Genomic DNA, 14,498 nt, shown 5'->3' with positions numbered 1-14,498 from the left:
CGTCTTCCTCCCTTACCAGGACTTGCCGACGACGAGGCGGAAATTGCGCCCGAAGATCGGGCGGCCGTAGATCGCCTCGGCGCTGCCCTGGCCGGCCAGCGAGTCGGTGCGGGTATTGCCTTCGGTCAGGCCGTGCGCGTTGAACAGGTTGTCGCCCACAACCTGCAACTGCCAGGTCCCGTGCTTGAGCGTCACGCCCGCCCCCACGGTGCCGTAGGCGGGCAGCGCGGTGTTGTTGTAGAGGTCGACGAAGCGCTTGCCCATGTAGGTGTAGCGCCCGTAGATCGAGACGTCGGTCTCGCCGGTGGTGAAGTCGAAGCTCGGGCGGATGTTGCCGTAGATCTTCGGCTGGCGGACGATCTGGTTGCCCTCGGCCTGCTCCGGATCGGCGCCGGTGCTGCTCTCGAAGTTCTTGTACTTGGGATCGCTGACCGTCAGCGCCCCGTTGAGGGTGAACCACGGGGTCACGCTCCAGGCGCCGTCGAATTCGATGCCCTTGACTTGTGCCTCGCCGATGAAGGGCACGTTCACGTCGTTGCGCCCGGTGGTCGGGTCATAGGCCAGGAACGAGGCGTTGAGCGGATCGAAGTTGGTGTAGAAGCCGGTCACGTAGAGGTACGAGCGGCCCATCGAGAGCTTCAGCCCTGCCTCGAACTGGTCGGCGACGGTGGTGATGATCGTCGGGTTGATGCTCATCACGGTCTGGACGTTGGGCGGCGTCTCGAGGTGCGAGGCGCGGCCGTAGACGCCGATGTGGCGGGAGAAGTCGTAATTGGCGCCGACCGTCCAGTTGGTGACGCTGGGCTTGCGCTTCTGGTTCAGGATCACGCCGGTGAAGGCACGGGTGCTGTCATCGGCAAGCGTGGTGGCATCGCCCAGGTTCGCGGCTTCGGTCAGCGCGGCCCAGCCCTTGTAGCTGTAGCGTTCATGGCGGATGCCGCCGTCGATGCGCAGGCCGGGCACGATTTCCCAGGTGTCGTTGGCGTAAAGCGCGAACATCCTGGCGTCGCTGTCACCCTGGTTGAGCGTCGCCGCATAGTTCAGCACGCCGTTGTCGGTGACGCGGCCGATCTCGGTGCCGGCGGCGTTGTAGGCCACGAGGTCAAGCGTGCGCGGCTTTCCGGCCACCTCGATCAGGTAGTTCTGGTAAAGCGTGCGGCTGCTCTCGCCATAGAGGCTGCCGTAGAGGCCCAGCTTGATGTCGTGCGTGCCAAGGCCGGTGTCGAACTTCCTGGCGACCGAGAGGTTGGCCTGTCCCGAGTAGAATTTCGAGTGGATGTCGCGGTACTGGCCCTGCATGACGAGGCCCGAGGCGGCATAGGGATCGTAGACGGTGTTGGTGCCGGCCAGCGTGTAGCCGAAGTGGTCGACTGCGCCGAAGGCCGCCGTCGCGCGGGCCAGGTAGCCGGCGGCAAAGGCGTTGCCATCGGCCGGGTTGGTGGTCGAGTAGAACGCGGTAAAGTCGTTCCTGCCTTGCGTGTAGCCCGCAGCGGCCGTGACCAGCCAGCCGTCGAAGTCGCCTTCGTAGTGCGCGCCGAAGTTCACCATCTGCATGTGGCGGCCGTCCGAGAGGTCGGAATTGCGGCTCTGCACGATGCCGTTGCCGTCACGGTACTTGAGGTTGACGTTGCGCAGCGACGGCGAGTTCATCGTGCCGTCGAAGTAGTCGATGTAGCGGTTCAGCGACGCGCCGGTGAGCGGATTGTTGGTCGGGATCGGCAGGTAGAACACGTTGTGATCGTTGACGTAATTGAGGTTCAGCTTGATGAAGCCGTTTTCGGTCACGTGCTTGATGTTGGCGCGGATCTGGCCGCCCTTGTCGTTCGGGAAGCCGTTGTCGCGATACCCGTCGTGATAGCGCATGAAGCCGCCGACCGCGTAATAGGTGTCCTTGGCCAGCTTGCCCGCCTGGTAGGCGTCGAGACGGTAGAGACCGGTATCGCCGAGCGTGACCTGCACCTTGCCGCGCGGGGTCTCGTCGCCGGTCACGGTGATCGCATTGATGATCGCGCCCGAGTAGCTCGCATAGACCGGGGCAGGGCCGCCGCGCACGACTTCGACGTGGTCGGTCATCAGGTCCTGCTTCAGGATCGCGTCGCCGCGGAAGAACACGCCGTCGTTCTCGTGGAACAGCGGCAGGCCGTCCTGCTGGAAGCTCACGAAGCCGCCGTCGTTGGGCAGCCCGCGGATGCGGTAGATGTTCTGCACTTCACCGCCGGTGATCTCGGTCTGGAAGCCGGGAAGCTGACCGATCAGGTCCGCGAAGTTGACCGGCGCGATCTTCTCGACGTCTTCCTGGGAGATCGTGTTGACCGCGTAGGACACGTCGAAGCGGCGCTCTGCACGGGTCGATCCGGTGACGATGATGTCATCGCCGGAAGCCTCGCCTGCGGCAGGAGGTGCGGCGGGCGCTTCTTCGGCGACAGCCGGCGTGATGGCGGTGGCAAGCGCGGCTAAGGCCGCGCCAGTGGCGAGAACAGACTTGAGCATGATGGCCCCTCATGAATTTCGGTGCCGCCGGGAGAGTGGGCGACGCGGGGCCAGTGCACCTCGTCTGTTACGTTTTTAATTATTGTTGTGAAAATAAATAAATGATCGTAGCGCAAGGGGCATGGCCATTCCCGCGCTCGACAAGGACCAGCGCCGCATCATCCACGAACTGCGCAAGGCGGGCGCCCTGTCGCGTTCGGGGCTGGCGGAGCGGCTGGAGATCAGCAACACCGCGCTGACCCGCATCTCGCGCGATCTCCTGACGCTGGGTGTGATCGAGGAAGTGACCGATGGTAACACCCAGGGCCGCGGTCGTCCGGCGATCCCGCTGCGGCTCGCCTCCGCTGGTGGTTATGCGGTGGGCGCCACGGCGCACAAGGGGCTGCTCGACATCGTGCTGGTCGACTTCGCGGGCAAGATCATCGCCGCCCACCGCGAAGACAGCGCCGCCATCGATCCCCGGCAGTTCGCACAGCGCGTCCGGCGGCTGACGCACGATCTGGTCGACCGGCACGGCTTGCTCGGGCAGCGCATGCTGGGCATCGGCGTGGCGGTTGCAGGCCCCGCGCTGTCGCCCGAAGGCGAGCGATGGAGCGTGGTGGAGGACATGCCCGGCTGGCGCGGCGCGCGCTTGCGCGAAATCCTGAGCGCCGAACTCGGCTGGCCGCTCTGGCTGGAGAACGACGCCAACGTCGCCGCCATTGCCGAGTTCTACATGGGGGGCTTGCTGCGCGAGTATTCGACCGTGGTGGTGCTGCTGCTCGGCTACGGGATAGGCGCGGGCGTCGTCGCGGACGGACGGCTGGTGCGCGGCCAGTTCGGGGTCGCCGGGGAAATCGGCTGTCTGTTCCCGGGCGATCGTCCCCGGCCCAGCCCGCTCGACTTGCTGTCCGCGCTGCGCACGGCCGGGTGTGCTATCAGCTCGGTCAGCGAAATCGACGTGGCATCGGATGCCCAGCGCCCCGTGATCGAGGCATGGATGGACCGCGCCGCCCAGCAGCTGGAGATCGTGGCCAATACCGCCTTTGCCTGGCTCGATCCCGGCGCGATCGTGCTCGCCGGCGCGGTGCCGCCGGACGTGCTGGCCGGGCTTGCGACGCGTCTGCGAAGCGCATCGCTGGTGACGACCGTGGATGGACGCGGACCGCCGGTACGCGTCTCGAGCCTGCGCGGTTCTCCGGTCACCTTGGGGGCGGCGCTGCTGCCCATCCACGCCATCTCGGCGCTGCGCTAGGCGGCATATTGGCGTCGTCGCGGACGGACGGCTGGTGCGCGGCCAGTTCGGGGTCGCCGGGGAAATCGGCTGTCTGTTCCCGGGCGATCGTCCCCGGCCCAGCCCGCTCGACTTGCTGTCCGCGCTGCGCACGGCCGGGTGTGCTATCAGCTCGGTCAGCGAAATCGACGTGGCATCGGATGCCCAGCGCCCCGTGATCGAGGCATGGATGGACCGCGCCGCCCAGCAGCTGGAGATCGTGGCCAATACCGCCTTTGCCTGGCTCGATCCCGGCGCGATCGTGCTCGCCGGCGCGGTGCCGCCGGACGTGCTGGCCGGGCTTGCGACGCGTCTGCGAAGCGCATCGCTGGTGACGACCGTGGATGGACGCGGACCGCCGGTACGCGTCTCGAGCCTGCGCGGTTCTCCGGTCACCTTGGGGGCGGCGCTGCTGCCCATCCACGCCATCTCGGCGCTGCGCTAGGCGGCATATTGGCGCCGTTTACGGGCGGACGGTCTCGGTCAAGAAACCGAGGCTGTCGTCGCCAGCCTGCACTGCGTCCATGCCGTTCTGCGGCACAATAGGGCAAATCCGCGGATTTTGGGCGCCATGTGGAACACGCTCCCGACTTTTAACAGTGCTGGTCCAAATAATAGCATTGCATCCCACATATCGGTTTAATAAGTCTCCGTGTAGAAACTGATTCGGTCAGTCACCGGAAAACCGGACAAACCAGGATCGTCAGGGGAAAGAGGGGAAAGGTGATGCTTTCGCATAGCACTGAAATTGCGCCTAATTTTCAAGTAAGCCGGTTTTCGTCGCATGTCCGGCGCAGCGCCTCGGGCCTGGCGCTCGCCGCCGCGCTGATCGTGTCGATGCCGGCCATTGCTCAGACTAATGGGGCAGATGCTGCCGCCGGTGCGCCCGACCGCAGCACGGTCGAACGCGCCATCACCACGGCCAACGACATCGTCGTGGTCGGTACCCGCGCCTCGTTGCAATCGGCGATCAACCGCAAGAAGGACGCCTCGACGATCGTCGACTCCATCGTCGCCGACGACATCGCCAGCTTCCCCGACAAGAACATCGGCGATTCACTGGCGCGCATCACCGGCGTCCAGCTCAGCCGCGACTTCGGTGAGGGCGTGAAGGTCTCCATCCGCGGCGTCGAACCCGATCTCAACCGCGTGGAAATCAACGGCGTCAGCCAGGTCAGCGCGCTGGGCGAGCGTGCCGGCGACTTCCGCGAACTGGCGAGCGAACTGGTCAAGTCCATCGACGTCTACAAGGGCTATGCGGTCGATCTGACCGAGGGCGGCATCGGCGGCACCGTGCGTGTCCAGACCCGCAAGCCGCTGGACCTGATGAAGCCGCTGCTGTCGGCGACCCTTTCCGGCCAGCATCTCGACACCACCGAGACCTGGCGCCCGCGCGTCTCGTTCTTTGCGGGCACGCCGAAGTTCCTGATCGACGGCCTCGGCGTCATGTTCACCGGTACCTACAGCGACGTGAACACCCGTCAGGACTACATCAGCAATACCAACTGGGCGCGTCTGGCCGATTTCGACCATTCGACCGAAAAGACCGTCGCCGACCCGCTCTATGCGAACTACAACACGTACGAAAGCTGCGCCGGCGTCGGCGGGGCGAGCGTGGCGAAGGCCACCGCCAACCGCCTGGCCTGCGAGACCCAGTTCTTCGACTGGGCGCCGCGCGTGCCGCGCTATCGCAGCCTCGTGCGCGACGACAAGCGCTTCTCGGGCGATCTCACCTTGCAATACCAGGTGGCGCCGAACTTCCGTGCTTATGCCAGCGCCCAGGTGAACAAGCGCAACCAGCGGCTTCAGGACGTCAACTATTCCGTCGATCTCACCGCGATCCAGCGCTTCAACCTGGATCCGGCTCTGGCGGCGGGGGCCGGCGGTGGCACCTCGCGTCCGCGCGTCACCCTGGGCACGTCGACGGTCAACGAGAACCATGTCGTCACCAGCCTGACCACGGCGCTCAACGCCGTCAACATCGGTTCGGCTACTACGCCCAACTGGAACGGTGCCGCCAATATCGTCGGCGTTCAGCGGCGCGACTTCAGCTACGATCAGGAATCCAAGTACTTCTCCGGCGGATTCCGCTGGGATCTGGACCGCCTGCAGATCGACTTCATGGGATCGCATGCCAAGGCGCATACGGATTCGCAGACCAACCTGATCTCGCTGGGCACCAGCGTTTCGGGCATCACGATCGACCGCAACAATTCGCAGGGCATCCCGGTCTTCCAGTTCCCGTCGAACTTCGATCCGGCCGATCCCAACGTCTATGCAGACGCCACCCGCACCGGTGCCAATGGGCAGGTCCTGCCGATCTACGGTCCGACGATCCAGTACCGTCCAGCCGAGTACAACAATACCGAAGATCAGTTGAAGTTCGATGCGGATTGGGAAATCGACCATCCGATCGTCAGCAAGATCGAGTTCGGCGCGCAGGCTCGCCGCCAGAAATTCCTGAACTACGCGGGCGGCGGCTCGATCCTGCTCGATCCCGCGACGATGAAGTACCAGTCCAGCGCGAACGTGTCCTACACGACGCAGATCCAGGCCAATCCCACCGTTCCGCGCAACGGCAACACGTATTACATCACGCCGGCGCAGTATGCCTCGCTGATCTCGTCGCTGGGCGGGGTTACCGGCGGCGCCCCGCTTTACACCGGGCTCAAGGGGGCGCCTTCGGGCATTCCGAGCCGTCTGGCCTACCCCAACTTCGATTCCGAGATCCTCTCGCAGATCTATGACCTGTCCGGCTTCGATCACGATCTGGTGCGTTTTGCCGACGGTTATCCGCAGGTCCCCAGCGCCAAGATCAACGAGACGGTGCTGGCGGGCTACGCGATGCTCGATATCGACACCGAGTTCCTGGGCATGCACCTGACCGGCAACGGCGGCATCCGCTGGACCCACACCAAGGATACCGGGGTCGGCACCAACGTCAGCCGGGTCACCCGCACGACCGCCACCGGCGGCACCGAAACCGTGGTGCTGGCGGCGCAGGTGGCGCAGCTTTCGAACAGCTACACCGACATCCTTCCCGCGTTCAACGCCAACCTCGAACTCCAGCGCAACCTGTTCCTGCGCGCCAACTATGCGAAGAACCTCGCGCGGCCGCTGCCGATCGACCTGGTTCCCAACATCAACTGCCTCGACGACCAGACCATCGCCGCTGCCGACGACACTTGCACCGCGGGCAACCCCGATCTCAAACCCTACCGTGCAGACCAGTGGGAAGTGAACCTGGCCTGGTATCCCAACCCGGATACGATGCTGAGCCTGGGCTATTACAAGAAGTACGAATCGAGCTACGTCATCCGCAACGTGACGCGCAGCGGCGTGGACCTGTTCCACGACGGCATCACCTATACCGTCCGTCAGCCGGTCAACGGTTACGGTGCGCTGCTGGACGGTATCGAGGCGAGCGCGCAGACGGTCTTCACCTTCCTTCCGAAGCCGTTCGACGGTTTTGGTGCCAGCGGCAACTTTACCTATGCCCGCGCCATCCGCACCAACCTGACCAACGCCGCGACCGGCGCGGAACTGAAGCAGTATCCCGGCCTTTCGAAGTACACCTACAACGCCAGCTTCTTCTACGACAAGGACTGGCTGAACTTCCGCCTCAGCTACAACTACCGCTCGAAGTGGCTGGATAACGCATCGGATGCCAACAACGGCAACAACCCGATCTACCGCAAGGGTGAAGGCTACCTCGACGGCAAGATCACCCTGCGCTTCCCGAAGTACCACTTCGACGTGTTCTTCGAGATGCAGAACATCACCAAGGAATATTCGAAGACCTTCATCAACAAGGACATGCCGGTGGAGCTCTATTACCCCGGCCAGCGCATGTTCGTGGGTGTTCAGGCCAAGCTCTGATCTCCTGGCATCCGGCAGGCCCCCGTCTCCTCGTGAGGCGGGGGGTTGTCGGTTCCGGCAGGCGCTCTGCCTTGTGCCACGCGGGTTCGCGACGGCCTGCCGGATGGGGGCCGTCCTTCGGCATCGAAAGCGCGCGGAGGCCGCGAAAAGCGCAGCACTTCCTGCGGGGGTGAACCTAGCCTTGGGACATGCGCAATGCCCGTATTCCTGCCATTCTACTGGTGCTCCTCGGGTGGCAGACATCCGCGCAGGCACAGGCGGGGGTGAGCGGACAGGTCGATCTGTTCGAGGCGCGCCTTGGGCGCGGCGACGACGAGGTCGTCTTTGATACGACCACCAACTTCGGCGATGCGAAGCAGCGTCTGGTGCTCAAGATCGAAGGCGGCGCGGTGGCCGACGTTGATCTCGACGAAGTGGGCGGGCAAGTGCTCTATTCGAACAGCGTGACCGCGGCGACCAACCTGCTGGTCGGTCTGCGCCATGAATTTCGCGGCGGCAAGGACCTCAGCCATGCCAGCTTCGGCATCGAGCACACGTTCGCGAACTGGCTGAGCGGCGAACACTACCTCTGGCTTTCGCAGCGCGGCGATGTGACCGGCGCGGCGCAGCTTGTCGGCACCGCGACCCTGTCGCCGCGGCTCTATCTGGAGCCGCGGGCGGCGCTGGCCTGGTCGGCGCAGGACATCGCGCGGGAGGATACCGCTGCGGGGGCCACCGAGGCCGAAGTCTCGGTGCGGCTGCGCCGCCAGCTTGGCGGCAATGCCACGCTCTATCTGGGGGCGATCCACCAGCGCCTGCTCGGCGGCACCCGCCGCATCGCCCGGGCCGGGGGGGATGACGGGCGGCAGACGCGGGTGGTCCTGGGCTTCGGTTTCAACTTCTGAGAGAGCGTTTGGAAATTCGCGAAATGCGAATTTCGCGGGCACCGGGCCGCTCCCCACGAAAATGCCCGTTCGGGGATTTTCCTAACAGCCTCCGAACGCGGCGGGCGCTTTGGCCGCACCCGCTGCGAAGGATCATTCCCCGAACAGGTTCTGGATCGGGAAGTGGTGCTTGATGAAGGGGGACTTGATGACGATGTAGCTGAAGTACTTCTCGATCCCGTAGTCGTTTTCGAGCATTTCCTCGATCAGCGACTGGTAATGGGTGACGCCGCGCGCGACGAACTTCAGCAGATAATCGTAGCCGCCGCTGACGAGGTGGCATTCGACGATCTCGTCGATCTTGGCGATGCGTGTCTCGAAGCGGGAGAAGTCTCCCCGGCGGTGCTCGCCAAGAGTCACTTCGGTGAACACCGTCAGGAATTCGCCCAGCTTGTTGAGATTGATGTGGGCGCCGTAGCCGGTGATGTAGCCTGCCGTCTCCAGCCGCTTGACCCGGGTGAGGCAAGGGCTGGGGGACAGGCCGACCGCATCCGACAGCTCGACGTTGGTGATGCGCCCCGCTTCCTGCAGTTTGGCTAGGATCTTGAGGTCGATCCGGTCAAGTTTGGGGCCTATCGCCATGTGTTTTTCCTTATCGCAACCCGGTCTCAGCTTCTCAGCGCACTGCGGATGTCCGGCATCTCTAGCAGTGCGTCCAGAGCACCTTCCACCCGTTCGAAGATCATGTCCATCTCGCTGTCGTTGCAGCACAGGGCCGGCGCGAAACCTATCACCGCATTTCCGAAGCAGCGCACGATCACGCCCTGCTCCCAGGTCAGCGCGGAAAGCCTGCCGCCCACGTCGAGATCGGCCGAAAAGCCCGCTTTTGTGCGCTTGTCGCTGACCAGTTCGATCGCGCCGAGCAGGCCGCGCCCGCGGGTGTCGCCGACCAGCGGATGATCCCGCAGCCGTTCGAGGTGCTGCGCGAAACGAATGCCCACCCGCTCGCCGTTCGCGAGCAGGCCGCCTTCCTGATAAAGCCTGAGCACTTCCAGCGCGATGGCGGCGCTGACCGGGTGGCCGGAGTAGGTGAAACCATGGCCGATAGGCAGGGCTTCGGGGGCGGCATCGGCGATCGCGTCGTAGATGGGGTTGGCCATCAGCACGGCGCCCATCGGCGCGTAGCCGGAGGTCAGCCCCTTGGCGAGCGTCATGAAATCGGGGGTCACGCCTTCCGCCTCGCAGGCGAACATCGGGCCGGTGCGGCCGAAGCCGGTGATGACTTCGTCCACCAGCATCAGGATGCCGAGTTCGTCGCAGGCGGTGCGCAGCGCCTTCAGCCAGCCCTTGGGCGGCACGATCACCCCGCCCGAACCCTGGATCGGCTCGCAGCAGAAGGCGGCGACCTTGTCGGCGCCGATCTCTTCCACCTTGGCTTTCAGCGCCGCGACGGTGGAGGCGATCACGGCGGCATCGTCATGGCCTTCGGGGTGGCGATAGGGATAGGGCGAGGGGATGTGGTGCTGCCAGGGGCGCGGAAGGTCGAAGCCGCGATGGAAGTTGGCAAGCGCGGTGAGGCCCGCGCCGGTCGAGCTGGAGCCGTGATAGCCCCAGTCGAGGGCGATGAACTGCTTCTTTTCCGGTTTGCCGATGGCGTTGAAGTAATGGACGATATAGCGGATCGCGCTGTCGACGGCGTCCGATCCGCCCAGCGTGAAGAAGACATGGCCAAGGCCCTCAGGCGCAAGCTGGGTCAGTTCGTGCGCCAGGCGGATCGCCGGCTCGCTTCCGAAGTGGAAGTAGCCGGTGGCATAGGGCAGGCGGCGCATCTGCTCGGCGGCGACTTCGACGATGCTTTCCTGCCCATAGCCGACATTCACGCACCACAGCCCCGCGAAGGCATCGAGCACGCGGCGGCCGTCGATATCGGTGAGCCACATGCCGTCGCCGGATTCGAGGATCCGGGCGCCGTGGCGCTCGTGACCCCGGAAGGAGGTGACCGGGTGGATCAGGTGCCGGCGGTCTAGCTCCAGCAGGGCCTGGTTGTGGGATCGGGCGAACCGGGGATCGTGCGCTTCAGTCATGGGCACAGATTATGCCGCAGGATCGGTCTGTTGCGCTGAAACCGGGGGCTGGCGGCACCGTGCGCACCATTTGGAGGGGGCAGTGCGGCATTTAATGCCGCACTGCAAAAGTCAGATGGATTCGGCGATCGCCTTGCCGCAATCCAGCGTATCGGCGCTGCCGCCAAGGTCTCCGGTGCGGCCTGCCGGGGTGGACAGCACGGTCTCGATGGCGGCCATGATCGCGGCGGCAGCTTCTGCTTCGCCAAGGTGTTCCAGCATCATCGCCGCCGACCAGATCTGGCCGACCGGATTGGCGATGCCCTTGCCCGCGATGTCGGGCGCGGAGCCGTGGACAGGCTCGAACAGCGAGGGGTGGGTGCCATCGGGATTGATGTTGCCCGACGGGGCGACGCCGATGGTGCCGGTGCAGGCCGGGCCAAGGTCGCTGAGGATATCGCCGAAGAGGTTGGAGGCGACCACCACGTCGAAACGCTGCGGGTTCAGCACGAACTGCGCGGTCAGGATGTCGATATGGTACTTGTCGTGGGTGACACCGGGAAACTCGGCGGCGACGGCTTCCACGCGCTGGTCCCAGAACGGCATGGTGATGGCGATGCCGTTGGACTTGGTGGCGCTGGTCAGGTGGCCGCGCTCGCGCTTGCTGGCAAGGTCGAAGGCATAGCGCAGCACGCGGTCGACGCCGAAGCGGGTCATCACCGTTTCCTGCATGACGATCTCGCGCTCGGTGCCGGGGAACATGTGGCCGCCGACCGCGCTATATTCGCCCTCGGTGTTCTCGCGCACGACCCAGAAGTCGATATCGCCGGGCCTGCGGCCCGCCAGCGGGCAGGGGACGCCGGGCATCAGGCGCACCGGCCGCAAGTTGACGTACTGGTCGTATTCGCGGCGGAACTGGAGCAGCGATCCCCAGAGCGAGACATGGTCGGGCACCGTATCGGGCCAGCCCACCGCCCCGAAGAACAGCGCATCGACCTTGCCGATCCGCGCCTTCCAGTCTTGCGGCATCATCTCGCCATGCTTCAGGTAATAGTCGCAGGAGGCGAAATCGTGCCATTGCAGGTCGAGCGCAAAGCCGAAGCGGCGCGCGGCCGCTTCCAGCACGCGCACGCCTTCGGGCATGACTTCCTTGCCGATGCCGTCCCCGGGGATGACGGCAATCGAATAGCGGCGGCTGGCGTTCACGGGAGAACCTTTCGTATCAGGGATTTGAAGCGGTCACCGCTAGGGGTAATCGACATTCAGGTCAGGCGGAGCCGAGAAGTGTGATTTTTGAGCATCGGAGCGCAGCGGACATTCAAGTCCGTGAGCACCGACGCGCAGAAAATCGCGCTTCGCAGGCCCGCATGGGCTGAATGGCGGTTGCCCCTAGAGGCCGCCGATGTGGAAGGCCTTGGTTTCGAGATATTCCTCGATGCCCACCTGTCCGCCTTCACGGCCGAGGCCCGATTGCTTGATGCCGCCGAACGGGGCCATTTCCATGGCGATCGAGCCGGTGTTGAGCGCGATCATGCCCGCCTCCAGCCCCTCGGCCACGCGGAAGGCGCGGGCAAGGTCGCGGGTGAAGAAATAGCTGGCAAGGCCGTAAGGCGTGTCGTTGGCCATGCGCAGCGCCTCGTCCTCGGCGGCGAAGCGGAACAGCGGGGCGATCGGCCCGAAGGTTTCCTCGGTGGCGAGCGCCATGCCGGTCTCGGCCTCGGTCAGCACCACCGGGCGCACGAAATTGCCGTCCTCGCGGCCCGAACCGCGCGCGACCACCTTGCCGCCGCGCGAGAGGGCATCGTCGAGATGGCGCTCGACCTTGGTCACGGCAGCGGCGTTGATCAGCGGCCCGACGGTCGATGCCGGATCGAAGCCGGGTGCGACATGGAGCGCGGAGACCGCCTCGCCGAGACGGCGGGCGAACTCGTCATAGACGGCATCGTGGACCAGCACGCGGTTGGCGCAGACGCAGGTCTGTCCGGCATTGCGGAACTTGCTGGCCATCGTCGCGCGCACGGCAAGGTCGAGATCGGCGTCCTCGAACACGATCAGCGGCGCATTGCCGCCCAGTTCGAAGCTGAGGCGCTTCACCGTGCCCGCGCACTGGCTCATCAGCAGCGAGCCGACGCGGGTGGAGCCGGTGAAGGAGAGCTTGCGCACCGCAGGGCTGGCGCAGATGGCATTGCCGATAGCCTCGGGGCGGCCGGTGACGACATTGACGACGCCCGCCGGAATGCCGGCTCGCCGGGCGAGGTCCGCCAGCGCCAGTGCGGTGAAGGGGGTGAGGTCGGACGGCTTGATGACCACCGGACAGCCCGCCGCAAGGGCAGGCGCGCACTTGCGGGTGATCATCGCCGCCGGGAAGTTCCACGGCGTGATCGCGGCACTGACGCCGACGGGCTCCACGAAGACCAGCACGCGGCGGCTGGTTTCCGGGCTGGCGACATTGCGCCCGCCGACGCGGCGGCCTTCTTCGGCGAACCACTTGATGAAGCTGGCGGCATAGGCAATCTCGCCGCGCGCTTCGGCCAGCGGCTTGCCTTGTTCGGCGGTCATGATCCGCGCCAGATCCTCGGCATGGGCGAGGACGAGGGCGTGCCAGGCTTCGAGCAGCTTGGCGCGGTCATGCGCGGTGCGGGCGCGCCAGGCGGGCCATGCCGCTTCGGCGGCGGCGATGGCGGCTTCGGTTTCTGCCGTGCCGCAATCGGGCACGGTACCGAGCGCTTCACCGCTGGCGGGGTCGATCACCGGCATGCTGCCGGAAACGGCCTCGCCAGTGATCCATTCGCCGCCGATCAGCGCGGCTTCACGCAGCAGCGAGGCGTCGTCGAGGCGGAGCAGGGGAGCCAGCGTCGCCATCAGCCGAGCGCCTGCGAAACGAGGCCGAACAGGCGGCAATTGTCGCCCGTCACCGGCGCGGTGCCGCGCACCATGGTGTGCACCTCGCCCACTTTGGGCAGGCCCAGTTCGGTCAGCCATTCGGAGAACCCGCCTTGCGCCGGGACGTCGAGGCGGCAGAACGAACCGGCATAAGCGCCGATCCAGTGGCTGGCGAGCGCCTTGGCGCCGATCAGGTCCGGCGCGACGATCGGGCCGACCGACCAGCCGCGGCCGAAGCGGCGCATGTTGGCAAAGCCCACCGGCACATGGTCCTGCGCCAGAACCACGGCGCTGCCGGTGCGGCCAAGGCTTTCGAACAGCTTGCCGCGGCCCATGCCGCAGGCGCGGTCGTAAAGATCGGCCAGTTCGCAGTCGGCACTGCCAAGCGGGCGTACGCGCTCGCCGGGCCGAAGCTGGGCCAGCGGCACCATCGGCGCGGTGCCCTGGTGCTGGTGGATCGTGCCGATCTTCTCGAACCCGAACTTCTGGTAGAGCGGGGCGCCCGCCTCGGTGGCGTTGAGCAGGACCGAGCAGCCCTCCAGCCGGTCGAGCATGGTCTGCATCAGCTGGCGGCCCAGCCCCTTGCCCTGAAAGGCATTGGCGACGATCACCATGCCCAGCGTTGCGTAAGTGGGCGCATAGCGCCAGGCCATCGTCGTGCCGACGATGCGGCCCTCGCATTCGGCCACCACGCCTTCGCCGAGGGAAAGGTAGGCTTCCCAGTCCTCCTGCCGGTGCGGCCATTCCTGCTCGTAGGAAAGTTCGACGGCCCCGTTGATGTCGTCCGGGGTCATTTCACGGATCAGAATCGTATCTTGCACAGTCGCCATTGCTGTTCCCTTTGAGTTTAGGGGCCGTGGCCGGCCTTCTGATCTTGCCTCAAACTTTTGCAAAAATGCCCATGTGGGCATTTTTGTGAGCGGCACCGGCCCTCTCCCCCACCCGACCTCCCACGAAGTGTACCCTGTTGGGTGGTCGGGTGGGGGAGAGGGCCGGTGCCGCTAAATCCGCCTTCGGCGGATTTCCAAACGGATTCTTAGGCCCCGGCATATGGCATCGGGTGCTGCT

The 14,498-nt window shown here is 65.4% G+C and carries 10 protein-coding genes; 4 read left to right on the top strand and 6 right to left on the bottom strand.

Annotation, left to right across the window (positions count from 1 at the left end; genetic code table 11):
* Positions 1 to 12: 12 nt before the first annotated feature.
* Complete coding sequence (locus tag CA833_RS23255; RefSeq protein ID WP_207080367.1) at positions 13 to 2,490, bottom strand: TonB-dependent receptor; 2,478 nt, start codon at positions 2,488 to 2,490, stop codon at positions 13 to 15.
* 121 nt (positions 2,491 to 2,611) lie between these two features.
* Between CA833_RS23255 and CA833_RS23250 the strand changes: the two genes are divergently transcribed.
* The 4 genes from CA833_RS23250 (at position 2,612) to CA833_RS23235 (ending at position 8,505) form a co-directional block, all read left to right on the top strand.
* Positions 2,612 to 3,724 (top strand): ROK family transcriptional regulator, encoded by a 1,113-nt coding sequence (locus tag CA833_RS23250; RefSeq protein WP_207080366.1) that lies wholly within the window; start codon positions 2,612 to 2,614, stop codon positions 3,722 to 3,724.
* A gap of 34 nt (positions 3,725 to 3,758) precedes the next feature.
* Positions 3,759 to 4,187, top strand: a complete 429-nt coding sequence (locus CA833_RS23245) for a hypothetical protein (RefSeq protein WP_242526444.1) — start codon at positions 3,759 to 3,761, stop codon at positions 4,185 to 4,187.
* A 392-nt stretch (positions 4,188 to 4,579) separates the two neighbouring features.
* On the top strand, positions 4,580 to 7,621 hold the full coding sequence (locus CA833_RS23240; RefSeq protein ID WP_242526443.1) for a TonB-dependent receptor: 3,042 nt from the start codon (positions 4,580 to 4,582) through the stop codon (positions 7,619 to 7,621).
* A gap of 188 nt (positions 7,622 to 7,809) precedes the next feature.
* Positions 7,810 to 8,505 (top strand): copper resistance protein B, encoded by a 696-nt coding sequence (locus CA833_RS23235; RefSeq protein ID WP_207080364.1) that lies wholly within the window; start codon positions 7,810 to 7,812, stop codon positions 8,503 to 8,505.
* Between the two features lie 132 nt (positions 8,506 to 8,637).
* Here the strand turns inward: CA833_RS23235 and CA833_RS23230 are convergent, their stop codons facing one another.
* The 5 genes from CA833_RS23230 to CA833_RS23210 all read right to left on the bottom strand — a co-directional run bounded on the left by CA833_RS23230 (position 8,638) and on the right by CA833_RS23210 (position 14,260).
* Positions 8,638 to 9,126 (bottom strand): Lrp/AsnC family transcriptional regulator, encoded by a 489-nt coding sequence (locus CA833_RS23230; protein ID WP_207080363.1) that lies wholly within the window; start codon positions 9,124 to 9,126, stop codon positions 8,638 to 8,640.
* Positions 9,127 to 9,152: 26 nt separating this feature from the next.
* Positions 9,153 to 10,568 carry an aspartate aminotransferase family protein gene (locus CA833_RS23225; RefSeq protein ID WP_207080362.1) on the bottom strand — a complete coding sequence of 472 codons (1,416 nt, stop codon included), beginning with the start codon at positions 10,566 to 10,568 and terminating at the stop codon, positions 9,153 to 9,155.
* Positions 10,569 to 10,679: 111 nt separating this feature from the next.
* On the bottom strand, positions 10,680 to 11,753 hold the full coding sequence (locus CA833_RS23220) for a tartrate dehydrogenase (protein ID WP_207080361.1): 1,074 nt from the start codon (positions 11,751 to 11,753) through the stop codon (positions 10,680 to 10,682).
* Between the two features lie 183 nt (positions 11,754 to 11,936).
* A complete protein-coding gene (locus CA833_RS23215) occupies positions 11,937 to 13,409 on the bottom strand; it encodes an NAD-dependent succinate-semialdehyde dehydrogenase (RefSeq protein ID WP_207080360.1) in 1,473 nt (490 codons plus the stop codon).
* Positions 13,409 to 14,260 (bottom strand): GNAT family N-acetyltransferase, encoded by an 852-nt coding sequence (locus tag CA833_RS23210; protein WP_207080359.1) that lies wholly within the window; start codon positions 14,258 to 14,260, stop codon positions 13,409 to 13,411. The genes CA833_RS23215 and CA833_RS23210 overlap by 1 nt, the downstream gene beginning before the upstream one ends.
* Positions 14,261 to 14,498 lie beyond the last annotated feature (238 nt).

It is taken from the genome of Novosphingobium sp. KA1 (genome assembly GCF_017309955.1).
GTDB lineage: Bacteria > Pseudomonadota > Alphaproteobacteria > Sphingomonadales > Sphingomonadaceae > Novosphingobium.
This window is presented reverse-complemented; position numbering and strand designations above follow the sequence as displayed.

Coding starts and splice junctions, on each gene's coding strand:
- CA833_RS23255 (WP_207080367.1), bottom strand. CDS start 2,490: ATGCTCAAGTCTGTTCTCGCCACTGGCGCGGCCTTAGCCGCGCTTGCC.
- CA833_RS23250 (WP_207080366.1), top strand. CDS start 2,612: ATGGCCATTCCCGCGCTCGACAAGGACCAGCGCCGCATCATCCACGAA.
- CA833_RS23240 (WP_242526443.1), top strand. CDS start 4,580: ATGCCGGCCATTGCTCAGACTAATGGGGCAGATGCTGCCGCCGGTGCG.
- CA833_RS23235 (WP_207080364.1), top strand. CDS start 7,810: ATGCGCAATGCCCGTATTCCTGCCATTCTACTGGTGCTCCTCGGGTGG.
- CA833_RS23230 (WP_207080363.1), bottom strand. CDS start 9,126: ATGGCGATAGGCCCCAAACTTGACCGGATCGACCTCAAGATCCTAGCC.
- CA833_RS23225 (WP_207080362.1), bottom strand. CDS start 10,568: ATGACTGAAGCGCACGATCCCCGGTTCGCCCGATCCCACAACCAGGCC.
- CA833_RS23215 (WP_207080360.1), bottom strand. CDS start 13,409: ATGGCGACGCTGGCTCCCCTGCTCCGCCTCGACGACGCCTCGCTGCTG.
- CA833_RS23210 (WP_207080359.1), bottom strand. CDS start 14,260: ATGGCGACTGTGCAAGATACGATTCTGATCCGTGAAATGACCCCGGAC.